Below are 23,541 nucleotides of genomic sequence, written 5' to 3'. Positions count from 1 at the left end.
ATATGCACGGGCCCACTCCGCCGCTGCCCCGCCCCACCGACCAGCTCCGCTTCGCCATGCCGCCGATGCACGAGTCGACGGACGACGAACGGCGGCACCGCAAGGAGCGGCTGGCCGGCGCGCTGCGGCTGTTCGGACGGCTCGGCTTCGAGGACGGCGTCTCGGGACACATCACGGCACGCGACCCGGAGTACAGCGACTGCTTCTGGGTCAATCCGTTCGGCATGCCGTTCAAGCACGTCACCGTCGGCGACCTGGTCATGGTCAACGGGGAGGGCCAGGTGATCGAGGGCCGCTACCACGTGAACCAGGCCGCGTTCACCGTGCACTCCCAGGTCCACGCGGCCCGCCCCGACGTCGTCGCCGTCGCCCACTGCCACTCCGTGCACGGCCGTGCCCTCGCCGCCCTCGGCGACCTGCTCGACCCGATCACCCAGGAGAGCTGTGCCTTCTACGAGGACCACGCTCTGTACGACGCCTACACCGGGGTCAATGTCGACGCCGAGGAAGGCCGCAGGATCGCGTCCGCGCTGGGCAGCCGCAAGGCGCTGGTGCTGCGCAACCACGGGCTGCTGACCGTCGGGGACTCGGTGGACGCGGCGGCCTGGTGGTTCCTGTCCATGGAGCGGTCGAGCCAGGTCCAGCTCACCGCGAAGGCCGCGGGCCGGCCCCTCCTCATCGACCACAAGCAGGCGGTCGCCACTCGCGAACAGCTCGGCGGCGACCTGGTGGCGTGGATCAACTACCAGCCGCTGTGGCAGGACATCAGCCGCAGCGAACCCGATCTTCTCAGCTAGCCAGGTCCTGGAGTGGGAGACCTGGAGTGGGAGACCTGGAGTGGGAGCCCTGGGGTGGGAGGCCCTGGAGATCAGGGCTGGAAACCCCGCAGGACGGCCGCCTTCGTCAGGGTGAACTCCTCGTCCGTCAGGACGCCGTCGCGGTGCAGCTCGCCCAACTCCCGCAGTCGGCGCAGCAGTACGTCGTGAGGGTCGGACCGCGTCGGCACCACCCGCACCACCGGCGCCGGTCGGGGCCGTTCCTCGTACGCTCCCGTGCGGGTGGAGGGATGCGGCAGCCGGGCCGTGACCGCGGTGGCGATCAGCGCGGTGAGCAGGTCGCGGCGGGTGCTGCCCCACAGGTCGAGGGTGTACGGGTCCTTCTCGGGCGGCAGTTCGCAGAGGATCGCCTCGCCCGTCACGAAACGCAGGAAACCGTCCCCGTAACCGGAGTTGGGCAGCCATTCGACCCGCACGAGGTCGCCCAGGTCGATGATCCTGGGCCCCGTCGCCCGCTTGACCCGGTCCGAGGTGTCCGCCCAGTCGATGCGTACCCGCGTCCCGTCGAAGGAGACCGTGCCGTCGCTGGACCGGACCGACACCGGGACGGGCGGCCCCGTGAGCAGATACGTCGTCGCCGGTTCCTTGGGGACCTGGTCCAGGAGCAGCGCGCGGCGGATCTCCTCGGCCACGTACGCGGCCACACCGGAACGGTCCCTGCCGACCGACAGGTTGTAGGGGTCCGCAGCCTCGGGCAGCCGGCCCCCGGTCGCCTGGAGCAGCGGGTCGGCGCCCTCGCGCAGCCGCAACCGAAGGCGGCCGCGCTTGCGTTCGGGTTCGTGGACGACACCCGACACCGCCTCCAGAGGAACGGCGATCTCCCCGTACGTCTGCCGGAACAGCGGTACGGTTCGGTGCAGTCCCGGCGTGATCCTGACCGTGCTGCCGTCGAAGGCCCAGGTTCCGTCGCGCTGGATGATCTCGGCCATGGACGAATTCTCGCAGTCGGGTCAACGAGGGGTCGCCGGTTTCGCCCGCGCTGAGCCGACCTGACACATGCGCGCAGTGTTCCGTACGGCACAATTCGCTGTCGTCACAAGGAGAGTTGCCGGGCGGGCGTGCGGCAGCCGGGCATTCGTGACATACCGGCTGTACGGAGTTTTTTCTGGCGCGGGAAGGCGGCAGTGAGCGTGGCGGTGCAGGAGGCGAGACACGGTGCGGGGCACGGTGCCGGGCCGGGGTCGGGATCGGGCACCGTGCGGAGCGGTGGCCCCGGTGGCGGGCCGGGCGCGGAGCAGGGCGGGGGACCGGGCGGGCACGAGGGCGGCTGCACGTGCGGGGACTGCCCGCACGGGGCGCGTACGGGGCACCGGCGGGCCGTCGCCGCGTTCCTCGCCAAGCGCGACGCGCTGGCGGCCGGGCAGGGGCTGCCCGCCGGTGTCGCGCACTCCGCCTCGGCGTCCCGGCAGTGGGTGTCCGACGAACTCACCCAGTCCGCGGACCTCGTCGCCGAACGCGGCCGCCTCGAGGGCGAGGCATGGCTGGGCCGGCTGTGGCGGTACACCGCGTCCACCGTCTGGGCCGCCGTCGTCGTCCTCCTGCTCGTGCAGGCGCTCACCGCGATCGGGGCCGGCTGGACGGCGGCGCGGACGGCGGGGCTGCTCGCCGCGGTCGTGCTGGCCGGACTCCTGACCGGGGCGGCCTGGCTGCACCGGACGCGGGGCGGGGCTGTCGCGCCGGTCATCGGCGAGGACAACCGGCTCTCCACCTCCCGCGCGGTGGCCGCCGGCTGGGTGCTGCTCATGGTGTACGCGGTGCTCGTACTGGTGGGGCAGCTCGCGGCGGCGTCCACGCACGACCGCCGGGACGAACTCATCGCCGGGCTCGAACTCGCCCGGGCCGCCGGTGTCGTGACCGTCGTCGCGGTGGTCTGCGGGGTCGCCGTGCTGGTGCGGCGGGTGGTCGGCCTGAGGGTGCTCGGGCAGCGGCTGCAGAAGGTCCGCGCGGACCGGCCGCGGGCCGCGGACCTGCTGACCGACGACTCCGGGCGGGGTGGCTTCGCCGACATCCAGTACGTCGTGATCAGCGGGGTCGCTCTCGCCTTCGCGGCGGTGCGGCTGGCTCGGCGTCCGTCGCAGCTGCCCGATCTTCCGTGGGGGCTGGCCCTGTTGGTGCTGGTGTCGGCCGCGACCTATCTCGCCGGGAAGTACGCCGAGGGCGGGCGGCCGGTGATCCTCTCCGTGGTCCGGTCCCGTGAGGCGGGCGATCTGGACGCTCCCATTCGCACCGGGGACGACATCGAGATCCGGGGTGCCGGGTTCGTGCCGCCCGGGGCGCAGACCGCGGACCGGCTGTCACGGATGGTCGTGCGGATCGGGGCGGTGCATGTGCATGTGCCGTTGGTCCCGGTGTCCGGGGGGTTCAGCAATCCCACGGACGCCGTGCTGACGGTGCCTGTGCCGGTGGATGTGGAACCGGGGCGGGTGGAGGTGCAGGTGGTCACCGCGGCGGGGGTGGAGACGAACCGGTACGAGATCGACGTGACCGACTGAGGGGTCGCTTGCGCTGGCGTCTGCGGTGCGGGTTCGGTGCGCTGGCGTCTGCGGTGCGGGTGCGGGTGCGGGTGCGGGTGCGTTGTGGGTCGGGGCCGTGCCGGTACATCCGCCCGTCGCCGTTGGATCAGACGTGGGTCCAGGAGCGAACCGCTGCTCGATCCGGGCGTAAGCGACGGGCATGTGATGTACCGGCACGGCCCCTTCCGTGCGCTCCCGGCTGCGGGTGCGTCGTGGTGGCCGGTCCAGATTTCAGCCCCGGTCGGGGAAGTTTCAGCCCCTCCGGCGTTTGAGGAGCGGGGTATGGGGCGGGTAGGGGCGGAGGGGGCGGAAGTCGCTTGTGGGTGTGCCGGGAGAGGTGGGGCGAGCGGGGCATTCCGAGAGGTAGGGCCCGGAAAAGGTTCCGTCGGCTGAGTCGGGGAACCGATTCGTACGTATGGTCTGTTGAGTGGCCAACGGCACGCGGGTGAGAGGTGGCGGAGAGCGATGACTCACGGTATGCGGACGGATACTCACACCCGGTATCCGGGGGAGCGGCGGGACTGGCGGGAGACCGCGACGCGCTACGCCCTGCTGCCGCTGCGGATCTTCCTGGGCGTCACCTTCATCTACGCCGGCCTCGACAAACTGACGGACAGCGCCTTCATGAAGGCCTCCGGATCGGGCTCGATCGGCGACATGATGCGCACGGTGCGTGACTCCTCCGCCATACCGGCCCTCGTCGACCTGTCCCTGAAGAACCCCGTCGGCTTCGGCTACGCCATCGCGTTCGGTGAGCTGGCCGTCGGCATAGGCACCCTGATCGGACTGCTGGCCCGCCTCGCCGCGTTCGGCGGCGCGCTCATCTCGCTCAGCCTGTGGCTGACCGTGAGCTGGGCCTCCGACCCGTACTACTTCGGCAACGACCTCCCGTACCTGTTCTGCTGGACACCCCTCGTACTGGCCGGGGCGTCCTACTGGTCACTGGACGCCGTGATCAGGCGCCGACGCCGGCCACAGTCCGGCTACTGAGGCCCGGCGACGGTCTGATCACCGGGAGCGGCCGGAACAGGTCGCTCCCGGTGGTGCGGACACGCCCTAGGGGTTCACGCTCCGCGGCCTCCGGTTCGCACGGCGTCTGCGGACGGCGTGGTTCACGGACGCCACGGCGCCCGCCAGACAGAGGCCGACGACAACGACGGGGATGATGGCGAACCACTCGGTTTCCCACCAGCCGCCCGCGTCTCCGGCGTAGGCGATGCCCCCGGCGGTGAGGAAGAGGCCCACCACCAGCTTTCCGGGCTGGAACTCATGACGTGGCACGGGCCACCTCCGCCTGACCGAATCCGACTTGGAGGTCGAGGTCGAAGGTGCCGCCGTCCTTGCCGCCCGTCGCCGGCCGCAGGGTCACCTGCTGGTGCTTGCCCGGTTCCACGTCCACGTCCTTCTTGTCGTCACCCGGCAGCTGGATGTCTCCGATGCCCACCTCGACGGTCAGCCGCACGGTCGCGTCCTTGGGGACGATCACCTTCAGCCGGCCCGCGCCCACCTCGGCGTTCGTCTTCACCGTCTGTCCCCCGGCGAGGTCGACCCGGCTGAGGTCGAGGGTGCCCACGCCCGTGCCCAGGTCGTAGCTCGCCCGGACGTCGGCCGGGGTCGCCGGCGCCCATTCCGTCCGCACCCAGTGCGTGTCGATGTCCTTCGGCAGTGCCGAGGAGGCCGCGAGGAGCCCGGCCGTGATCACCGCCAGGAAGACCGTTCCCGCGCCCGTGCGGCCGCGGAACGAGCTCACGGCGATCCCCAGGCCGAACACGATGAGCGCGGCGGCCAGTCCGGCCTGGAGGCTGGTGCCGAGCGCCCGGTCGTGCCACTTCAAGCCCGTGGTCAGGCCGCCCGCCAGGAGGGCGAGCAGGAAGACACGGCCGCCTATGGGACGAGGGCCGCGCTGTCCGCGCTCCCGTTCCGTCCGAGGGACGGCGCGGGAGGTGCCGCGGGCGATGTTGAGCGCGGCCGTGACATCGCGGTCCAGGGTCTCCAGAGGACCCCACATATAGCCGGTGCCGCCGACGTGCGAACCGTCCTTGACGATCGGCTCGCGCCACCAGGAGGGATAGGAGTCGGGGACGGGCGGGGCCTTCGCCTCCGGCGGGGCGTCGGCGGCGGCCTGCGCGGCCAGGGGGTCCGGGTCGGCGGCGCCGCGGTTCCGCGACCAGTAGCCCGCGCCCGCCAGCAGCAGGGACAGGACGACGGCGAACGTCAGCACGCTGCCGTTCTTGAGCATGGACAGGAACACTCCGCAGCCGACCAGCGCGAAGAGCACGGCGGTCAGAGCGGGACCGTCGACCCGGCCGGTGAGCAGCTTGCGGACCTCGTTCTCCTCCTCCTCGTCGTCGTACGGGACGAAGAGCCAGGCGAAGCCGTAGAAGATGAGGCCGATGCCGCCGGTCGCGGCGAGCACCGCGAGCACGATGCGGAAGATCACCGGGTCCATGTCGCACTGCCGGCCGAGCCCGGCGCACACCCCGCCGAGCATCTTCTGCCGACGGTCGCGCCGGAACCCGCGCGGCGGCCCGGAGGACGGGTCGGCGCCGGAGTCCGCCGGCCGTGCCGCGGCCGCTTCTCCGTGGGCGCGCGGCTCGTCACCCGGAGCGGTGCCGGGATCCGGCCCCGCCGCCGCGTGCTGCTGATCTGTCATGCGTCCATGGTGACGGGCGGGACGGCGCGGCGGCAGTCGGGATGACCCTGGCCGAACCCTGATATCCGCCCGGAGGGGAGGGCGGGGACTGTTCGAACGGCGATTCCTGAAGATCAGGGGAGTTTCGGGGGCCGACCCTGATGCTCCGGTACGCCGGGCGTGTGACGATCGATGGCATGCCGGAAGCCGCAGCCATGCCCGCCGACGACCCGCGGCCCCCGCGCAAGCTCTACCGAAGCAGCGACGGACGCTGGCTCGGGGGCGTCGCGCGAGGGCTCGCCGGGCATCTCGGGCTGCCCGTGGTCTGGGTGCGGCTGGTGTTCGTCGGACTGTTCATGGCGGACGGGCTGGGCGCGCTCCTGTATGCCGCGTTCTGGTTCTTCGTGCCCCTCGGCGTCGGCGGCGTCGGCTCCGGCCGCACGCCGGCGTTCACCACCGAGACCTCGCCCGACGGCCGGCGCAGACTGGTGGCCCGCAAGCCGGACAAGGGCCAGATCGTCGCGCTTCTCCTCATGGTCGTCGTGGCCATGGTCTTCGTCGGCAACGTGAATCTCGGCGGCGGCACGAAGGCGTATCTGTGGCCGACGGTCCTCGTCGGCGCGGGAGTCGCCCTGGTCTGGCGCCAGGCGGACAACGCGCGCCGCGCCCGCTGGGCGGAGGTCGGCCGCCGTCGCCGTACGCTCTCGCTGCTGCGGTCCGCGGCGGGCGTGCTGCTCGTCACCGCCGGCGTCTCCGGGATCTTCGTCCTCCAGGGCTCCGCGGCCCACCTCGGCTCGGTGCTCCAGGCGGCGCTCGCGGTCCTCGTCGGCATCGCGCTGCTCGCCGGCCCCTATCTGATCCGGATGACCCAGGACCTCTCCGAGGAGCGCCTGATGCGCATCCGCGCGCAGGAACGGGCCGAAGTCGCCGCCCACGTCCACGACTCGGTGCTGCACACCCTGACCCTGATCCAGCGCAACGCGGAGAACGCGAACGAGGTGCGGCGCCTCGCCCGCGCCCAGGAGCGCGATCTGCGGGCCTGGCTCTACAAGCCGGACGGCAGCGGCAAGGACGAGGACGAGGAGCCCGCCACCCTCGCCGAGGCGGTCCGCGGCCACGCGGCCGAGGTCGAGGACAAGCACGGCGTCCCCATCGAGGTCGTCGTCGTGGGCGACTGTCCGCTCGACGACCGTCTGACCGCGCAGATGCAGGCGGCGAGGGAAGCGATGGTGAACGCGGCCAAGTACGGTGGCGAGGGCGGCGCCGTGCAGGTCTACGCCGAAGTCGAGGGCAGGACGGTCTTCGTGTCCGTCCGCGACCGCGGCCCCGGCTTCGACCTCGACGCGATACCCGCCGACCGCATGGGCGTCAGAGAATCGATCATCGGCCGTATGGAGCGCAACGGCGGCACGGCGCGACTGCGCGCGGTGCCGGACGGCGGCACGGAGGTCGAGCTGGAGATGGAGAGGGTGGAGAAAACGTCATGAGCGACACGAACGAGCCTGTGGAGTCCGGCGGTTCGGCCGCGGAGGCCTCCGGTGCCGCCGCATCCCCGGGCGCCGCCCCCGCGGCCGGTGCCGAGGGCGGGCGCCGGGTACGCGTGGTGCTCGTGGACGACCACCGCATGTTCCGTACGGGGGTCCAGGCCGAGATCGGGGAGACCGAGCGGACCGGCGTCGAAGTGGTCGGCGAGGCCGCGGACGTCGACCAGGCGGTCACGGTCATCACGGCCACCCGCCCCGAGGTCGTCCTCCTCGACGTCCACCTTCCCGGCGGCGGCGGAGTCGAAGTGCTGCGCCGCTGCGCCCCGTTGATGGCCGACGCCGAGCAACCTGTCCGTTTCCTCGCGCTGTCCGTGTCGGACGCCGCGGAGGACGTGATCGGCGTGATCCGTGGCGGCGCCCGGGGGTACGTCACCAAGACGATCACCGGCACGGATCTCGTGGACTCCGTCTTCCGCGTCCAGGACGGTGACGCGGTCTTCTCCCCGCGCCTCGCCGGATTCGTCCTCGACGCCTTCGCCTCCACCGACGCCCCGCCCGTCGACGAGGACATGGACCGCCTCACCCAGCGCGAACGCGAGGTCCTGCGGCTCATCGCCCGGGGGTACGCGTACAAGGAGATCGCCAAGCAGCTCTTCATCTCCGTCAAGACCGTCGAGTCGCATGTCTCCGCGGTCCTGCGCAAACTCCAGCTCTCGAACCGCCACGAGCTGACCCGCTGGGCGACGGCGCGACGACTGGTCTGACGCGGTCCGACCCGCTGGAATCGGGACGGGCGGGAGCCCCGGGCGACGGACGGCCCGGGGCCCGCGGCCTCGCCGCTCAGGCGATCACGCGACCCGGGTGGCTCCGGCGAAGGGCATCTCCGTGATCGGTGCCACCCGCACCGGCGCCGACGGATTCGGTGCGTGGATCATCTGGCCGTTGCCGACGTAGATGCCCACGTGGGTGATGCCCGAGTAGAAGAACACCAGGTCGCCGGGCTGGAGTTCGGACAGGGCGACCCGTCGGCCGGCGTTGATCTGGGAATAGGTCGTGCGGGGCAGGGAGACGCCCGCCGATCGGTACGCGGCCTGGGCGAGCCCCGAGCAGTCGAACGCGTTGGGGCCGGTGGCGCCCCAGACGTAGGGGCTGCCGAGCTTCGCGTAGGCGTAGGCGACGGCGGCAGCCGCCCGGGAGTTGGGCGCCACCGTACTGCCCGCTCCGGCGGCACCGGACGTGGCGGAGGCTCCCGACGCCGCGACGGGGGCCGGATCGCGGGCGGCGTCGCGCGAGGCATGCTGCTGGTCACCCGCGCCGCCTCGCTCCGCGTACTGCGTGCGCTGCTGCGGAGTGAGGCGGTCGAGCAACTGCCGTGCCGCGCCGAGCTTCTCGTTGACCGCCTTCTTCTGCTGCTTCAGCTCGGTCTGCCGCGACTTGAGAGCCGCCAGTTCGATGTGCGCCGCCCCACGCAACTGCTCGAGCTCACGGAGCTGTTTGCGTACCCCGGCGATCTTCGCCGACTGCCGGGTGCCGACCCGCTCGGCGAGCGCGGCCCCCTCCAGATACTGGTCGGGGCGGTCGGAGAGCGCGAGTTGCACCACGGGGTCGAGACCACCGCTGCGGTACTGCGCCGCGGCCATCGAACCCAGCGCGTCCCGGGCCGAGTTGAGCCGGTCCTCCCGGCGGGCCGCCTCGTCCCGGAGCTTGCTCAGGTTCGCCTCCGCCTGGCCGGCCTTCTCCTTGGCGCCGTCGTACTTCTGGGTGGCGGCCTCCGCCTCCTCGTACAGCTTGTCGACCCTTGCCTTCACCTGCGCCGCGGACAACTGGGGGTCTGCGTGCCCGACCCCGTCGAAGCCGGTGGCCGTCGCCGCGCCCGCGAGGGCGATGGTGACTGCTGTGCGGGCCGTGTTTCCGCCGACCGAGCGCTGTCTGGCCTTGCGGTGCGCTGCCACGAGGGCCCACATCCTTCCGTGCGACCGCCCTTGAGGTGCGGTCAAGCGGTGACACGTCCGGCGGCGGCTCACACAGGGGGAGCGTGCCGCCGCCGGACCTTCTCGGCGGTGGTGTCCGACTGCCGTCCCTGGCCCGGACGGTGGTGGGGAGCCGGTCACCTGGTGGAGGACGCTAAACCTGGGAGCGCGCTGTTGGTAACGCTATGTGTGGAACTATCGCTATTGGATCGCTGAGAGACCAAATGTGACCAAGATTCCGGCCGTACGTCACCGACTTCACGCAGGGTGATGACCGAAGCGGCGATTCCCGGACGGCCCGCGCGATGCCGGTGCTATGGCTGACGCGCGACGGTCCGGTGGCGAGGGAGTGCCGACCGGGGCCGGAGCGCGACGGGGGGCCGGTGGGGCGGGACGGCCCGGGGAACGGGGCCCCGGAGGGGGAGGGCGGTCGGCGGGCAGGGGTGGGTCCAGGGTGCCTGGTGGGAAGGGGTGGCCCGGTCGGGAGGGCCCTCGGGGGTGCGATTGGGCTCCGGCCCCATCGACGTGCTCATCCATCTCTTCGTCGGCCTGCACGTCATCGGCATCGCCGCGCTCCTCGGCGGCTTCCTCACCCAGATGAAGGCGATGGGCAAGGGCACCGCCCGCTTCGTCCCGGCGATGCTGCACGGCGCGCTGACCATGCTGGTGACCGGTGTCGCCCTGGTCGGGCTCAACCAGGCCGAAGGCGGCACGGTCAACACCGGCAAGATCGGTGTGAAGCCGGCCCTGCTGATCGTGATCCTCGGGCTCGGCTATGTGAAGCGGGACGACGAGACGGTGGACAAGCGTCTCTTCGGCCTGGTCGGGCTGCTGACCGTCGCGAACATCTTCATCGCCGTCCTGTGGACCTGACCGGCTGAGGCGGTCCCGCTCGCCGGGGGCCGGCGGCGGCCCTGACCGGCGGCGCTCCGCACGGGGCGGACCCGACGGCCGTGTCACCCCCGCGCGGTGGGCCTGCGGGACACCGTCACCCCCGCGCGGTGGACCTGAAGGCGAGAGCGGCGCCCGCGGCCACCGCGAGCCAGGCCGCCACCGCGATCCACAGCAGCACCTGTCCCGGCCCCTTGAGCCAGAAGATGTCGAGGGCGGCCGCGACCGCGAGGGTCGCCACCGCCGACATCCCCATCGGGAAGACGGTGGCCCAGCGCCGGATGTCGTACCGCGGGCGGGGCCACATCACCTCCGCGACGGCCAGGAGGAAGTAGCAGGCGAGGTCGAGCACGAGCAGCGCGCCCGTCGTATCGCGCAGGACGCCCTGGTCGTCGTTGTTCCACAGGTACGGATCCACGTGGTGCACCGCGACGAGTCCCGCCCCGGCCAGCGCCGAGATGCCCAGCGCGCCGGCCGCGATCCAATGGTCCCCGGCGCCCTTCCTCACCTCACCCGGGTCGAAGTACGCGAGCGAGAGCACGTAGAGCCCGATCCCCAGCCAGAACAGCACCAGCGCGGTGTGCGCGAGCCAGTCCGGGCCCACGGCGGCGGCGATCGTGGACGCGAGGACCGAGAGCCCCTGGGTGGCCACGCAGACGAGGAACACCTCTCCCGGCATACGGCGCCGCAGACGCCGCAGGACGGCCATCAGCAGAACCGGCCAGAGCACGGCCGACAGCGCGAGCAGGGCTTCGGCGAGCTCCTGCCGGCCCAGTGTGGAGAACCGGGTGCCGAGCACGGTGGTCGCCGCGACCGCGTCGAGCCCGGCGGGTGCGCCGGCCTGCCGCGCCCACCGCTCCCGGTCGCCCACCAGCCGGACCGCGAAGTCCGCGGCGAGCCCGGCCCAGGCGAGCGACGCGAGGACCAGCGCGATCCGGGAGAGGGCCTCGTGGCCGGTCAGGTGCAGCCCGATCGAGATGATGCCGGTGGCCATGACGGTGGTTCCGGCGGTGGCCGCCCACCCCGCCCGCCGGGCGCGGAACGACGTGCTGTCCGGCATGTCCGGTGTGTCTGACATGTTCTCGATGCTAGGGACCTCCGCACCGGGTTGCGGGCGGGCCACGCGCGGGCGGGGACGAAAACGCGGGGCACGCGTGGGGGCCGAGAAGGCTCCGCGCGTGCCCCGCGAGAGCGGCGCCCGTGTCCCGGTCTACGCCGGGCGCACCACGCTGTGGATCGCGGAGGTGCCGTCGTAGTAGATCGACTCCTCGCGGACGTACGCTCCCGGCTTCGGCGCGTGGATCATCATGCCGTCGCCGATGTAGAGGCCGACGTGGCTGATGTCGTCGTAGAAGAAGACCAGGTCGCCGGGCCGGGCATCGGTGAGGGAGACCGTCGTGCCCGCGTTCACCTGGTCGTAGGTGACGCGCGGGAGGCTGACGCCGGCGGCCTTCCACGCGGCCTGGGTCAGGCCCGAGCAGTCGTAGGAGTCCGGGCCGGTGGCGCCCCAGACGTACGGCTTGCCGATCTGCGCGCGGGCGAACGCGAGCGCCTCGGCCGCCTTCGACGAGGAGTCCGTGGCCGTCGATCCCGTCGATCCCGTCGCCGACCCGGAGGCCGAGCCGGAAGCCGTGCCGGTCGTGGTGCCGGACGACGACTCCTGCTGGGCGGCCTTCTCGGTGGCGGCCTGCTGCCGTGCCAGCTCCGCCGCCTTGGCCGCGGCCTGCTCCCGCTTCTTCTTCTCGATCGCCGCCAGCCGCGCCTTGTCCTCGGCGTTCAGCTTCGAGAGCAGGGAGCGGGCCTCGGTGAGCTTGTGCTGCACCGTGGCCTTGGACGTCTTGAGCGCCTTCTGCGAGGCGGTCAGGGACTCCAGGCTCCGGGTGGCCTCCGCCCGCTTCCTGGTGGTGGCGGCCTGCTCCGTGATGTAGTCGTCGACGGCCGCCTTCTGACGTGACGTCAGACGGCTCATCAGCTGGGTCTGGTCGAAGTAGTCCTGGGGGTTGTCCGCGAGCAGCAGGGTCGCGGTGTCGGGCGCGGAGGCCCCGGTGCGGTACTGCGCCGCGGCGAACGACCCCAGTTCCTCGCGCGCGGTGTTGAGCTTCTCGGTGCGCCGGGCGACGTCGTCGAGCAGGGTGTCGACGCGCTCGCGCTGCTCGGTGGTCTTCTCCCGGGTCGCGTTGTACTTGTCCGTGGCCGTCTCGGCCTGGTGGTAGAGGTCGTCGACCTTCTTCGAGACCGCTTCGATGCTGGGCCGGGGCTCGGCCGAGGGGGCGGCGTTGGCGGTCTGGGAGAGCAGGGCCACGGAGGTGAGGGCCGCTGTGGCGAGGGCCGGGGTCCGTATGCCTGCGATGCGCGCACCCGTGGGACGCGCTTTGCGGTGTGACGCCAAGAGAGGCGACTCCTTCCGTCATCCGCCTACCGAGTTAGCTGTCGGGTTCGGGCGGGTGGTTCCGGAAGGCTGCCCTACGGTCCTTGCCCCGCAAGGCGGTTGGACCGATTCACCCCAAGGTCGGTGGGTCCCCGGCTCCGGGGCCTCGCGGCGTACCGGACTCGGCGGAGGCCGCTCGGCCCGGCGAGGTTCGCCGGTCGCGGTCGAGCGGCCTTCCCGCACGCTAGCCAACCGGTGTGGCCCGTGTGAAGGTTGATGTGCGATATGCCCGATACATTTTCGTGACCATTGCCGTGTGTCCCGAGGGCGGCGACCCGCCCGTCCGGCCCGTCGAACGGGCCCCGCCCGCTCCGAACGGCTCGCCGGAGCCGCTCGCCGACGGGGTCTCGCGCCGGGTGACCGCTCGGCCGCTTCTCGTCACGGGGTGTGAGGTGTCATGGCCGGAAGGCCGCCTTCCCCGGGGTGTTCCGCCGGGACCCTGGTCACACTTGCGGCCGAGTTCTCGAGGTGGCGGCGGGCTGTCGGTGGGGCGGCCTAGACTCGGAGAGCGATGAGCAGCCTCTTTGACGACAGCTTCCTGGCGGACCTCAAGCCCTCCGCGGCCCACGAGGACGAACACCCGCCGCCGCCCGAGGACGATCACGTACCGGAGCCCGTTCCGGACGATCTGTTCGGCGGGAAGTTCGACATGCCGCCGAGCCGGGACGCGTACTACCGCGACGGCGCGCCCAGGCCCGCCGTGGACCCGGCGGCCCTGCTGGACGGACTGAACGAGAACCAGCGCGCGGCCGTGGTCCACTCCGGCTCGCCGCTGCTCATCGTGGCCGGTGCCGGCTCCGGCAAGACCCGCGTGCTCACCCACCGGATCGCGCATCTGCTCGGCGAGCGGAACGTCCACCCGGGCCAGATCCTCGCGATCACCTTCACGAACAAGGCCGCGGGCGAGATGAAGGAGCGCGTCGAGGCGCTCGTGGGCCCGCGCGCCAACGCGATGTGGGTGATGACCTTCCACAGCGCCTGCGTCCGCATCCTGCGCCGCGAGAGCAAGACACTCGGCTTCACCTCGTCGTTCTCGATCTACGACGCCGCCGACTCCAAGCGTCTGATGGCGCTCGTCTGCCGTGATCTCGACCTCGACCCCAAGCGGTTCCCGCCGAAGTCGTTCAGCGCCAAGATCTCGAACCTGAAGAACGAGCTGATCGACGAGGAGGACTTCGCCGCCCAGGCCTCCGACGGCTTCGAGAAGACCCTCGCCCAGGCGTACGCGATGTACCAGTCGCGGCTGCGCGAGGCCAACGCGCTCGACTTCGACGACCTGATCATGACCACGGTCAATCTGCTGCGCGCCTTCCCGGACGTCGCCGAGCACTACCGCCGCCGCTTCCGGCACGTCCTGGTCGACGAGTACCAGGACACGAACCACGCGCAGTACGCACTCGTGCGGGAGCTCGTCGGCAACTCCGAGCACCCCGCGGACGTACCGCCCGGCGGGTACGACCTGGCACCCGCCGAGCTGTGCGTCGTGGGTGACGCGGACCAGTCGATCTACGCCTTCCGCGGCGCGACCATCCGCAACATCCTCCAGTTCGAGGAGGACTACCCGAACGCGACGACGATCCTCCTGGAGCAGAACTACCGCTCCACCCAGACGATCCTGTCCGCCGCCAACGCGGTCATCGAGCGCAACGAGTCCCGCCGCCCCAAGAACCTGTGGACCAACGCGGGCGCGGGCTCGAACATCACGGGCTACGTCGCGGACACCGAACACGACGAGGCCCAGTTCGTCGCCGACGAGATAGACCGTCTCGCCGACGCGGGCGAGGCCAAGGCCGGCGACGTCGCGGTCTTCTACCGCACGAACGCGCAGTCCCGTGTCTTCGAAGAGATCTTCATCCGCGTCGGCCTGCCCTACAAGGTCGTCGGCGGCGTCCGCTTCTACGAGCGCAAGGAGGTCCGGGACGTCCTGGCGTACCTCAGGGTGCTGTCCAACCCCGAGGACTCCGTCCCGATGCGCCGCATCCTGAACGTGCCCAAGCGCGGTATCGGCGACCGCGCCGAGGCGATGATCGACGCCCTCTCGCAGCGCGAGAAGATCAGCTTCCCGGCGGCGCTGCGCCGCGTCGACGAGGCCTATGGCATGGCCGCACGCTCCACCAACGCGGTCAAGCGGTTCAACACGCTGATGGAGGACCTCCGCACGATCGTCGAGTCCGGCGCGGGCCCGGCCACCATCCTGCAGGCGGTCCTCGAACGCACCGGCTATCTCGCCGAGTTGCAGAACTCGACCGACCCGCAGGACGAGACCAGGGTCGAGAACCTCCAGGAACTCGCCTCCGTGGCCCTGGAGTTCGAGCAGGAGACCGGTGAGGGCGAGAATACGGGCGGACTCGCCGCGTTCCTGGAGCGGGTCGCGCTCGTCGCCGACTCCGACCAGATCCCGGACGAGGAGGACGGCAACGGCGTCATCACCCTGATGACCCTGCACACCGCCAAGGGCCTCGAATTCCCCGTGGTCTTCCTGACCGGCATGGAGGACGGCGTCTTCCCGCACATGCGCGCGCTCGGACAGGTCAAGGAACTGGAGGAGGAGCGGCGCCTGGCGTACGTCGGCATCACGCGCGCGCGGGAGCGGCTCTACCTCACCCGGTCCTCGGTGCGCAGCGCGTGGGGTCAGCCCTCGTACAACCCGCCCTCCCGCTTCCTCGAGGAGATCCCGGCGACCCATCTGGACTGGAAGCGCACGGGAGCGACGGCGTCCAGGCCCGCCGGTCCCGTCTCCGGTGTCGCCGCCTCCCTCTCGTCCTCGCGTTCGCGGTCCGCGGCCTCGGGTGCCTCCGGGTTCGCCACCCGCCGCGGTGCCACCGAGAAGCCGGTGGTCTCGCTGGCCGTCGGGGACCGGGTCACGCACGACCAGTTCGGCCTCGGCACCGTCGTCGGCGTGAAGGGGACGGGCGCGAACGCGGAGGCGACGGTCGACTTCGGAGAGCCCAAGCCGAAGCGGCTGCTGCTGCGGTACGCGCCGGTGGAGAAGCTGTAGTCCGCGAGACCGTTCGCGTGAACCGGTCGACGGGGATCGCGGTGACGGATCGCGGTGCCGGATCCGGGTGACCGATCGCAGGGCCCTTGGCCGTCCGGAGACGGCCGGGGGACCGCGGTCACGCGGCGTCCCGGCCGGGTTCCTACGTGGGGTCCAGGCCGTGGCTGCGCAGCCACGGCAGCGGGTCGATCGCCGCACCGCCGGCCGGGCGGACCTCGAAGTGCAGGTGCGGGCCGGTCGAGTTGCCGGAGTTCCCGGAGAAGGCGATCTGATCACCGGCCTTGACGGCGGTGCCGGAGGGGAGTTTGTACGTGGATAGGTGGCAGTACCACGTCTCGGTGCCGTCCATCGCGGTCACGATCATCATGTTGCCGTAGGCGCTGTTCCACTGCGTCCGGACGGTGCCGTCGGTCGCGGCCATCACCGGCGTCCCGTAGGAGACGGGGAAGTCGATGCCCGTGTGCACGGACATCCAGTTGACGCCGGCCTGGCCGAAGTAGGCGCTGAGGCCCTGCTGCACCACGGGAAGAGCGAACTTCGGACGCAGCCGCTCCTTGCGGGCCGCCGCCTCCGCCGCCTTCTTCTTCTCCGTCGCCTGCTGGGCCTTGAGGTCGATACGTTCCTGCGTGCGGCTCGCCCGGTCGGCGAAGTCGTCCGCGCCCGCGGACAGGCTCTGGAGCTGGGTGTCCAGCTTGATGTTGGCGGCCGAAGGCTTCACCGAGGTCACGTCGGAGGCGCTGGCGGTCGTGTCCTTCGAGTCGTCCCCGCCGAGGCCGCCGACACCGCCCACGGAGGCGGCGGCGATCCCCGCGACCCCCATGACACAGGCCGAGGGCACCGCGACGGTCAGCAGAGCGGAACGTTTCGCGGGGCTGCGGCGCCGGGCGCGGGAAGCACTGCGCGTCGCGGGACGCCGGACCGGGGTGATCTCTTCCATGTCGTCGAGCAGCGGCCTCTCGCGCCCCTCGTCGTACGGGTCGTAGCCGCCGTCGGGGCCGACCGGGTCCGCGAGGTCCTCGGCCGCGTCGGACTCGTCATCCTCCGCGGCGAGTTGACCGTGGGTCGCCTGGTCGAAGGTCGCGGTCGCCTGCTGGTCGAAGGGGACCGGGCCCGACGCGTCGGACGCTCCCTCGTACGTCATGTCGAGCTGCGTCAGCTCGTGGTGGTCGTACGACTCGGACGCCGCCTGCGGCTGTTCGTACGACTCGGGCTGCTGATGCTCGTAGGACTCGGGCTGCTGGTGCTCGTACGCCTCGGTTTGAGGGTGCTCGTACGACTCGGGCTGCGGGTGTTCGTACGCCTGGTACGTGTCCTGGCCGCCGGCGATGTTCCACTGCGTGGCGTCGTACGCGCCCGTTTCCTGCGTCGGCACGGTCCACTGCTGGGTCCCGTCGAGCGGCTGCTCGGGCTGGAGCCAGCCGTTCGCGTCCCACTGGCCCGAGGCGTCGGGGCCCGGATGCTGCGCGGGGATCCCGGCGTGCTGCTGATAGCCGTTCGTCCAGGCCGTCGTGTCGTGGGTTCCGGTGCCGTAGGTGGTGTGCTGCGCCGCGTACGGGTCGTAGCCCAGCGGCTGTTGGGCTCCGGCGTTCCACTGCGTGGAGTCGTACGAGCCGGTGCCGCCCGGCATGGTGCCGAAGAGCGGGTCGCCGGCGAAGTCCGCACCGGAGTAGGCGGCCGCGTTCGCCCCCGGGTCGGGGGCCGAGCCGGCGTAGTCGCCGTACGCGGTGAAGTCGCCGTACTGGGCTTCTTGCGCGCCGTAGGGCGCGTAGAGCGCCGAGGCGGCGTCGGAAGCCGGAGCCGGGGGAGTCGCGATCCCCGACGGGTGACGGTCGTTCACCAACTTCTCTTTCGCCTCGACAACAGGGGCTGGCAGAGCAGTGCGGCGACTGTACCCGGCGGTATGCGGGCGCGACAATCTTCGGCAGGTTTCCCCTTCGCGGGAAACGGGCATTCGGCCGTGTTTCGGGGGAGGGCGGGCAAGGGCTTGGCCTGGCGTTCGATAACTGTTCGAAGACTTCGGTTGCCGGGAGGGCCGTCGGGCGGCCGTCAGCCCTCCCGACGGCCGCCCTCGGACCGTTCCGTGCCGCCTCTCACGCCACCGTGAGGCCGCCGCTCCGGACCGCGGCCAGGGGCCCCGACATCTCGATGTCGAGTGCCTGCCGGATTCCGGTCGCGACGGCCGGATGCACGGGCAGCGCGAGATGGCCGACACCGCTCACGCGGACGTTCTGGGCGAGCAGGTCGGGATGCTCGACGCAGGCCGTCTCCAGCGGGTCCATCAAATGGTCGAGATCGCTCCAGAAGCTGACGAACTGCGTACGGCAGCCCGGAGCGGGGCCGGTCAGTTCCTCGATCACCGCGGAACCGGGGCGCATCTGGCGGACGATCGGGTGCGCGTTCATCAGGGGCGCGACGCGGGTGCCCGAGTGCGGGGTGCCGAGCGTGACGAGTGTGCGGACGTGGCTGTCGCCGCCGAGGCACTGCACGTAATAGCGCGCGATCAGCCCGCCGAGGCTGTGCCCGACGATGTCCACCCGCTCATGGCCCGTGCGCTCGCAGATCTCCTCGATGTGCCGGCCCAGCAGCTCCGCCGCCGTACGGATGTCGCAGGTCAGCGGCGAGTAGTTGAGGGACTCGATGTGCTGCCGGCCGTGCTGGGCGAGATTGCGGCGCAGCAGGACGAAGACGGAGCGGTTGTCGATGAAGCCGTGCAGCAGGACGACCGGGGGTTTGGCCTCGGTGGGCAGCGGGGCGGCGACGTCGGGCGAGGGGAGCGGGTGTCCGGTCCGGCGTTCCTGGGTGATGCCGGAGGGATAGAGGAGGAGGTGCCCGGCGAGGATCGCGAGCTCCAGGGCCGTTGCCTTCAACAGCGCCACCGACAGCCCGGCCAGTTTCGTCGGAAACAGGCGCTGGCACAGGGGGAGAAGGGGCGACGCAGCCTCGGTGACCTTCATGGCCGACCTCCAGTCGGCACGCGGGAGGACCACTCCGTCCCCCGTGTGCCCTAGTGGAAAGCCGTGAGGTCGGCGACGGTGGCGGCCGACGGAACGTCCCCGGTGTGGGAGACCGGTGACGCTACGGAGCGCTCGGCCGAAGGGCGCGGAATACGACGCCGACCCCGGCTCCCCGACGTCCGCCGTGCTGGGTGCACCGGCGTCGTGTCGTGGCGTGGAGTCGCCCTCGTGATTCCCGTGGTCCTGCTGCCCGGCCTCGCTCCCCGCTGTCGTGCCGTCGCCGATGTGCCCCAGCACCACGCCGTCCGCTGACGACGCGATGGTGCGGCCACCTGGTCGCGGCTCTTCTTGCGCCTGCTCCGGCCGTGGCCCGTACGCCGCAGGTCCCTGCGGCGCCAGTGCCGCCGTACGGAACCGTGCGCGGCGAACTTGTCCCAGTGTGTGATTTCCCCCTCGCTCTCCACCGCGAAACTGCCGCTTGCGGGATGCTGGCGATAACGTTCGTTCACTTCCCGGGCCGAAAGGGTCCGGGACGCCTGTGCCGCTTGGCGCGATCGGCGATCCGGAGCGATCCGGTGTGGCGAGCGGAAAACTGAGCGATATGTGTCGATGGTCAGTAGTCGGCGCGGTCGGCGGACGCTTGTTGGTGACAACGGGTAGTCAATACTGGTCAGTCCGTGAACCTTCGGCCAGTTGTCGGCCGTCGTCCGGCGGTGGTCGTCGCAGTCATGTGTCGGCAGTCCTCGTCGGTGCAGGTGGAAGTAGTCCGTTGATGGAGGCAGTGATGGGTGTGGCAGCCGGTCCGATCCGCGTGGTGGTGGCCAAGCCGGGGCTCGACGGCCACGATCGTGGGGCCAAGGTGATCGCGCGGGCACTGCGCGACGCCGGTATGGAGGTCATCTACACCGGGCTCCATCAGACCCCGGAGCAGATCGTCGACACCGCGATCCAGGAGGACGCCGACGCGATCGGCCTGTCCATCCTGTCCGGTGCCCACAACACGCTCTTCGCGGCCGTCATCGCCCTCCTCAAGGAGCGCGACGCCGAGGACATCAAGGTCTTCGGCGGCGGCATCATCCCCGAGGCGGACATCGCCCCCCTCAAGGAGAAGGGCGTCGCGGAGATCTTCACCCCGGGCGCCACGACGGTGTCCATCGTGGACTGGGTACGGGCGAACGTCAGGCAGCCGGCCGGCGCGTGACCGGGCGCCTGCGCCATCCCGGGTGACCGCCGGGCACCTGCGCCGCCCGCGTGACCGCCGGGTGCCCCGCGCTGCGCCCGGGTGACCGCCGGGCGCCTGGGCCTGCGTCGGCCCGCGTGACCGACTGGGTGCCCGCGCTGTTTCGCGCGGGCATCGGTGCCCTTCGGCATCTCCAGCGCCGGAGCGGTTCGGCGCTGGAGAGTCTCGGCCTTGCCGGGTTCTCCGAGCAGACGGGTTCTCCGAGTACCGGGTTCTCCGGCTCCTCGGGTTCGCCCGGCTTCTTCGTGTTGCGCGGTGCCCTGGGAGCAGGGAGCACGGCGCGGGCAGACCGGGGCGGGACCCGGCCGGGTCCCGGACGCCGTCCGCCCGGCCCACGGCGAGGGGACGTGCCGAGCCGGGCGGCCTTTCACCGCACGGCCGGAGTGGCGGTCATGGCGCGGTGAACTCGGCGGACATGGCCGCTCTCAGCCGCAGGGTCGTCACGAGCCGCTGGAAGGCCTCGGCCCAGTAGTCGCCGGACCCCGGTGCCGCGTGCTCCGACTCGTCGGGGACCGAGGTGAGTCCTTCGAGCCGTCCCGCCTCCGCCGGGTCGAGGCAGCGCTCGGCCAGCCCCATCACCCCGCTGAAGCTCCACGGAAAGCTCCCCGCGTCCCGCGCGATGTCGAGCGCGTCGACCACCGCCCGCCCCAGGCCTCCCGCCCAGGGCACCGCGCAGACCCCGAGCAGCTGGAACGCCTCGGACAGTCCGTGCGTACCGATGAACCCGGCCACCCACTCGGCCCGCTCCCCGGCGCCCAGCGTGGCCAGCAGCTTGGCCCGCTCGGCCAGTGACACCGCCCCAGGCCCCCCGGCCTCCGGAGCGGAGGGCGGCCCGAGGAGCGCCCTCGACCACGCGGGATCGCGCTGCCGCACCGCCGCCCGGCACCACGCCGCATGCAGTTCCCCCTGCCAGCCGTCCGTCACGGGCAGGGCCACCATCTCCTCCGGCGAACGGCCGCCGAGCCGCTCCCGCCAGGTCGCGAGCGGCGCCGCCTCGACCAGCTGGCCCAGCCACCATGACCGTTCGCCTCGGCCGCCCGGGGGTTTCGGCACCACCCCGTCCCGTTCCATCGCCGCGTCGCACTCGTGCGGCGCCTCGACCGTGATCACCGGTGCCCCCTGCGTATGGTCGACGGCCACGCACGAGGCGGCCCTGTCCGCCATCCTCGCGGCGAGCGCGGACCCCGGCAGGGAGGACAGCAGTTCGGCCGCCGTCGCCCGGACGTTGCGGCTGCGGTCGGCCAGCGCCCGCTCCAGGAACGTCTCGTCCTCGGCGCACAGTCCGGACCGCAGCGAGTCGAGGAACATCAGCCGGTCCTCGGCCCGCTCCGTCGCCCAGGTCGCCGCCAGCAAGGCGCGTCCGGCGGCCGGATCCTTGGCCCGTACCGCCGTCAGCAGCGCGACCCGCTCCGCGAACAGGCCCTCCTGCCACAGCCGTTGTATGTCGTCGACCTCCTCCGGCAGCGCGGCGGCGCCCGACGAGGAGCGCAGCGCGAACCGCCATTCGGGGTTCAGCCGGGCCAGCCACAACGCCCGCGGCCCGGCGAAGTCGAGCACGGCGGGCCGCAGGTCCGTGCGCCCCCGGGCCGCGTCGAGGAGTGCCGGAAGGGTCCCCGGGGGCGCGGCGAATCCGCGCGTGTTCGCCAGGGCCAGCCACTGGGGCAGCAGCTCCATGAGGTCGGGTGCCGTGCCTCTGCGGCCACCGCCGCCCGCGCCGGGGCGGTCCGCCAGCAGGGTCGCCAGCCTTCGGGCAGCGGCGGGCGGCAGCGCGGCCCGCGGGTCCGGTGCCGCGGGCTCCGGCCGGGCCGCCGCGCGCGCCGGCCGGACTCCGGCCCGCCGCCGTACGGTCTCCACGGCCGCCGCGTCCAGCAGCGCGACAGGAGCCTGTTGCCCGGGCCGTTGTCCCGGAAGCGTGCGCCGCTCGGTGCCGAGCAGCGCCACGGTGACGAGCTCCTCCCAGGAACCGCCGAAGGGCGCGCCCGCCGATGCCGGTGTCGTGGTCATGAGCGTCCTTTCCGTACGAAGGGCGTCAGCGGCGGCCGGGCGCCGGGCCGCTGGTCGGTGTGGCGAGGGTGATGAGGCCGCCGAAGGCGGCACATGTGGTGGAGGTGGCATATGCGGTGAGGGTGACGCATGCGGTGGGGGTGCTGACCGGGGTCAGCACAGCGGCACCGCCTCGCCCTCGCCCTGCGGCCACGCCGTGAGCGGAGTGAAGCCGCGGTGGCCGCACTCGCCGAAGACCGTGACCGGTGCGCCGCCGGACAGGGCGACCAGGCGCCACAGTTCGGGCCGGGATCGCGAGGAAGGGCTGAGAGGGAGAGCCGACTCCCCGTCGAAGTCGGCCAGTTGCCATGAGTCCCCGTCCGGGGTCGGGACGACCCGATCCAGGGTGACCGGGCAGGAGTCCAGCCAGGGGTCGGCGCGCAGCGCTTCTCCGTAACGGGCCGCCGCCTGGGGCGTGGTCAGCCCCGGCGGCCGTATCGCCGCGGGTGCCGGGGGAGTGAACCGCTCGCCCAGCGCCGCCCGCAGTTGGCCGGCGCCCGGGTACGCGGACACCTCCGCCTCGAAGACCAGCCCCACCGGAAGCGCCAGTTCGGGTGCCCGGCCCGCCGCGCCGTAGGAGAGGAGCAGGGCCGTACGGCCGGACTCGGCGCCGTACAGCCAGATCCTGCGGGTCGTGAGCCGGGCGTCCGCCGTGTCGTACTGCGCGAGGACCAGCCAGCGGTCACGCACCGGCGGGCCGTCCGGGGAGCCGGGCAGTCCGACACGGGAACGGACCGTCGTGGCCAGGCCGTCCGGCAGCCGCTCGCGCCGCAGCCAGCCCTGGTCGAGAAGGTGCAGCAACGCGCACTCCTCCAGCAGCCGCACGGGCCAGCCCGGCCCCGAGGACGGGATCGCCCCCAACTCCCTCACGCGCGCGGCCAGACCGGGTGCCTGCGCGTCGACCATCCGGGCCGCCGTCTCCTCCCACATCCCGTACCCCGCCCGCTCGGCGGAGGCGAGGCCGCCGCGCAGCAGGTCCGCCAGCCGCTGCTCCAGCTCGGCCGCCCCCGCGGTGATCCGCTCGGCCCGCCGCTCGGCCCTGCGCCGCGCCGCCTCGGGATCACCCGGCGAGGCGGCTCCAGATCCCCCGCCCGCCAGGCTCTTGCCCTCCGCGCGCCTGCGTCTTCCCTCCAGCCACTGGGCGGCCCAGTCCGGTGCCTGCGCGGACGGCACCGCTCCGTCCGCGCCCGCCCAGAGGAGCAGCAGCCCCAGCGCGTGCTTGCACGGGAACTTCCGGCTCGGGCAACTGCACTTGTAAGCGGGACCCGCCGAGTCCGCGATGTCGACGACCGTCTGATACGGCTTGCTGCCACTTCCCCTGCACAGTCCCCATACCGTCCCCTCCTCCGTACTGCCCGCCTCCGACCACGGTCCGGCCGCGCCGAGCTTGCTCCCCGCCTTGCGTGACGCGGCGTCAGGCGCCAGTGCCAGCACCTGATCCGCCGTCCAGCGCACCGCCTGCTGTGTCATGCCATCGAAGGTAGGACCCACCACTGACAATCGATCCTCGCGAGCACATTTGCGCAGGTCAGAGCGCATTGTCAGTGGCGTG

Annotated in this window: 18 protein-coding genes and 1 riboswitch; of the genes, 8 read left to right on the top strand and 10 right to left on the bottom strand. The window is 72.0% G+C overall.

The window, feature by feature from the left end; genetic code table 11:
* Nucleotides 1–2: 2 nt before the first annotated feature.
* Nucleotides 3–797, top strand: coding sequence for a class II aldolase/adducin family protein (locus OG780_RS17040; RefSeq protein WP_326785975.1), 795 nt, complete (start codon nt 3–5; stop codon nt 795–797).
* 71 nt (nt 798–868) lie between these two features.
* Here the strand turns inward: OG780_RS17040 and OG780_RS17035 are convergent, their stop codons facing one another.
* The gene (locus tag OG780_RS17035; RefSeq protein ID WP_328449126.1) at nt 869–1,765 is read right to left on the bottom strand and encodes a DUF4429 domain-containing protein; all 897 of its coding nucleotides are present in this window, start codon (nt 1,763–1,765) and stop codon (nt 869–871) included.
* Nucleotides 1,766–2,032: 267 nt separating this feature from the next.
* On the opposite strand from OG780_RS17035, the gene OG780_RS17030 reads away from it, so the two are divergent.
* Together OG780_RS17030 and OG780_RS17025 are read left to right on the top strand one after the other, a co-directional pair.
* A complete protein-coding gene (locus OG780_RS17030; protein WP_328449124.1) occupies nt 2,033–3,328 on the top strand; it encodes a hypothetical protein in 1,296 nt (431 codons plus the stop codon).
* A gap of 486 nt (nt 3,329–3,814) precedes the next feature.
* Nucleotides 3,815–4,339, top strand: a complete 525-nt coding sequence (locus OG780_RS17025) for a DoxX family protein (RefSeq protein ID WP_328449122.1) — start codon at nt 3,815–3,817, stop codon at nt 4,337–4,339.
* Nucleotides 4,340–4,405: 66 nt separating this feature from the next.
* Here the strand turns inward: OG780_RS17025 and OG780_RS17020 are convergent, their stop codons facing one another.
* Together OG780_RS17020 and OG780_RS17015 are read right to left on the bottom strand one after the other, a co-directional pair.
* Nucleotides 4,406–4,630 carry a hypothetical protein gene (locus tag OG780_RS17020; RefSeq protein ID WP_328449118.1) on the bottom strand — a complete coding sequence of 75 codons (225 nt, stop codon included), beginning with the start codon at nt 4,628–4,630 and terminating at the stop codon, nt 4,406–4,408.
* Nucleotides 4,617–6,002 carry a PspC domain-containing protein gene (locus OG780_RS17015; RefSeq protein WP_328449116.1) on the bottom strand — a complete coding sequence of 462 codons (1,386 nt, stop codon included), beginning with the start codon at nt 6,000–6,002 and terminating at the stop codon, nt 4,617–4,619. Before OG780_RS17015 ends, OG780_RS17020 begins: the two co-directional genes overlap by 14 nt.
* A gap of 140 nt (nt 6,003–6,142) precedes the next feature.
* Between OG780_RS17015 and OG780_RS17010 the strand changes: the two genes are divergently transcribed.
* Together OG780_RS17010 and OG780_RS17005 are read left to right on the top strand one after the other, a co-directional pair.
* Nucleotides 6,143–7,468 (top strand): ATP-binding protein, encoded by a 1,326-nt coding sequence (locus tag OG780_RS17010; RefSeq protein ID WP_328449114.1) that lies wholly within the window; start codon nt 6,143–6,145, stop codon nt 7,466–7,468.
* Nucleotides 7,465–8,229, top strand: coding sequence for a response regulator transcription factor (locus OG780_RS17005; RefSeq protein WP_328449112.1), 765 nt, complete (start codon nt 7,465–7,467; stop codon nt 8,227–8,229). Before OG780_RS17010 ends, OG780_RS17005 begins: the two co-directional genes overlap by 4 nt.
* An 84-nt stretch (nt 8,230–8,313) precedes the next feature.
* Here the strand turns inward: OG780_RS17005 and OG780_RS17000 are convergent, their stop codons facing one another.
* Nucleotides 8,314–9,417, bottom strand: a complete 1,104-nt coding sequence (locus tag OG780_RS17000) for a C40 family peptidase (RefSeq protein WP_328449110.1) — start codon at nt 9,415–9,417, stop codon at nt 8,314–8,316.
* Between the two features lie 537 nt (nt 9,418–9,954).
* On the opposite strand from OG780_RS17000, the gene OG780_RS16995 reads away from it, so the two are divergent.
* Nucleotides 9,955–10,308, top strand: coding sequence for a hypothetical protein (locus tag OG780_RS16995; protein WP_328458196.1), 354 nt, complete (start codon nt 9,955–9,957; stop codon nt 10,306–10,308).
* 115 nt (nt 10,309–10,423) lie between these two features.
* Here the strand turns inward: OG780_RS16995 and OG780_RS16990 are convergent, their stop codons facing one another.
* A complete protein-coding gene (locus OG780_RS16990; protein WP_328458194.1) occupies nt 10,424–11,386 on the bottom strand; it encodes a tellurite resistance/C4-dicarboxylate transporter family protein in 963 nt (320 codons plus the stop codon).
* 150 nt (nt 11,387–11,536) lie between these two features.
* Nucleotides 11,537–12,715, bottom strand: a complete 1,179-nt coding sequence (locus tag OG780_RS16985) for a C40 family peptidase (protein ID WP_328449108.1) — start codon at nt 12,713–12,715, stop codon at nt 11,537–11,539.
* Nucleotides 12,716–12,723: 8 nt separating this feature from the next.
* Nucleotides 12,724–12,892, bottom strand: a riboswitch (cyclic di-AMP (ydaO/yuaA leader).
* Nucleotides 12,893–13,265: 373 nt separating this feature from the next.
* On the opposite strand from OG780_RS16985, the gene pcrA reads away from it, so the two are divergent.
* On the top strand, nt 13,266–15,752 hold the full coding sequence (pcrA, locus tag OG780_RS16980) for a DNA helicase PcrA (protein WP_328449106.1): 2,487 nt from the start codon (nt 13,266–13,268) through the stop codon (nt 15,750–15,752).
* Between the two features lie 142 nt (nt 15,753–15,894).
* Here the strand turns inward: pcrA and OG780_RS16975 are convergent, their stop codons facing one another.
* Nucleotides 15,895–17,703 (bottom strand): peptidoglycan DD-metalloendopeptidase family protein, encoded by a 1,809-nt coding sequence (locus OG780_RS16975; RefSeq protein WP_443062168.1) that lies wholly within the window; start codon nt 17,701–17,703, stop codon nt 15,895–15,897.
* A 139-nt stretch (nt 17,704–17,842) separates the two neighbouring features.
* On the bottom strand, nt 17,843–18,706 hold the full coding sequence (locus OG780_RS16970; protein WP_328449102.1) for an esterase/lipase family protein: 864 nt from the start codon (nt 18,704–18,706) through the stop codon (nt 17,843–17,845).
* A 784-nt stretch (nt 18,707–19,490) separates the two neighbouring features.
* On the opposite strand from OG780_RS16970, the gene OG780_RS16965 reads away from it, so the two are divergent.
* The gene (locus OG780_RS16965; RefSeq protein WP_326785961.1) at nt 19,491–19,907 is read left to right on the top strand and encodes a cobalamin B12-binding domain-containing protein; all 417 of its coding nucleotides are present in this window, start codon (nt 19,491–19,493) and stop codon (nt 19,905–19,907) included.
* A gap of 429 nt (nt 19,908–20,336) precedes the next feature.
* On the opposite strand, the gene OG780_RS16960 is transcribed toward OG780_RS16965, so the two are convergent.
* Complete coding sequence (locus OG780_RS16960; protein WP_328449099.1) at nt 20,337–21,950, bottom strand: DUF5691 domain-containing protein; 1,614 nt, start codon at nt 21,948–21,950, stop codon at nt 20,337–20,339.
* Between the two features lie 153 nt (nt 21,951–22,103).
* Complete coding sequence (locus tag OG780_RS16955; RefSeq protein ID WP_328449097.1) at nt 22,104–23,459, bottom strand: SWIM zinc finger family protein; 1,356 nt, start codon at nt 23,457–23,459, stop codon at nt 22,104–22,106.
* Between the last annotated feature and the right edge of the window lie 82 nt (nt 23,460–23,541).

Source organism: Streptomyces sp. NBC_00386, assembly GCF_036063235.1.
Lineage (GTDB): Bacteria > Actinomycetota > Actinomycetes > Streptomycetales > Streptomycetaceae > Streptomyces.
The sequence above is the reverse complement of the archived record's forward strand: the minus strand, read 5'-3'. Positions and strand labels throughout refer to the sequence as shown.

Bases quoted from the DNA above. Each gene is read 5' to 3' on its own strand.
- OG780_RS16965 (WP_326785961.1), top strand. From the start codon at position 19,491: ATGGGTGTGGCAGCCGGTCCGATCCGCGTGGTGGTGGCCAAGCCGGGG.
- OG780_RS16970 (WP_328449102.1), bottom strand. From the start codon at position 18,706: ATGAAGGTCACCGAGGCTGCGTCGCCCCTTCTCCCCCTGTGCCAGCGC.
- OG780_RS16960 (WP_328449099.1), bottom strand. From the start codon at position 21,950: ATGACCACGACACCGGCATCGGCGGGCGCGCCCTTCGGCGGTTCCTGG.
- OG780_RS16955 (WP_328449097.1), bottom strand. From the start codon at position 23,459: ATGACACAGCAGGCGGTGCGCTGGACGGCGGATCAGGTGCTGGCACTG.
- OG780_RS16990 (WP_328458194.1), bottom strand. From the start codon at position 11,386: ATGCCGGACAGCACGTCGTTCCGCGCCCGGCGGGCGGGGTGGGCGGCC.
- OG780_RS16975 (WP_443062168.1), bottom strand. From the start codon at position 17,703: ATGCCCGTTTCCCGCGAAGGGGAAACCTGCCGAAGATTGTCGCGCCCG.
- OG780_RS17005 (WP_328449112.1), top strand. From the start codon at position 7,465: ATGAGCGACACGAACGAGCCTGTGGAGTCCGGCGGTTCGGCCGCGGAG.
- OG780_RS17040 (WP_326785975.1), top strand. From the start codon at position 3: ATGCACGGGCCCACTCCGCCGCTGCCCCGCCCCACCGACCAGCTCCGC.
- OG780_RS17035 (WP_328449126.1), bottom strand. From the start codon at position 1,765: ATGGCCGAGATCATCCAGCGCGACGGAACCTGGGCCTTCGACGGCAGC.
- pcrA (WP_328449106.1), top strand. From the start codon at position 13,266: ATGAGCAGCCTCTTTGACGACAGCTTCCTGGCGGACCTCAAGCCCTCC.
- OG780_RS17025 (WP_328449122.1), top strand. From the start codon at position 3,815: ATGACTCACGGTATGCGGACGGATACTCACACCCGGTATCCGGGGGAG.
- OG780_RS17010 (WP_328449114.1), top strand. From the start codon at position 6,143: ATGCTCCGGTACGCCGGGCGTGTGACGATCGATGGCATGCCGGAAGCC.
- OG780_RS17015 (WP_328449116.1), bottom strand. From the start codon at position 6,002: ATGACAGATCAGCAGCACGCGGCGGCGGGGCCGGATCCCGGCACCGCT.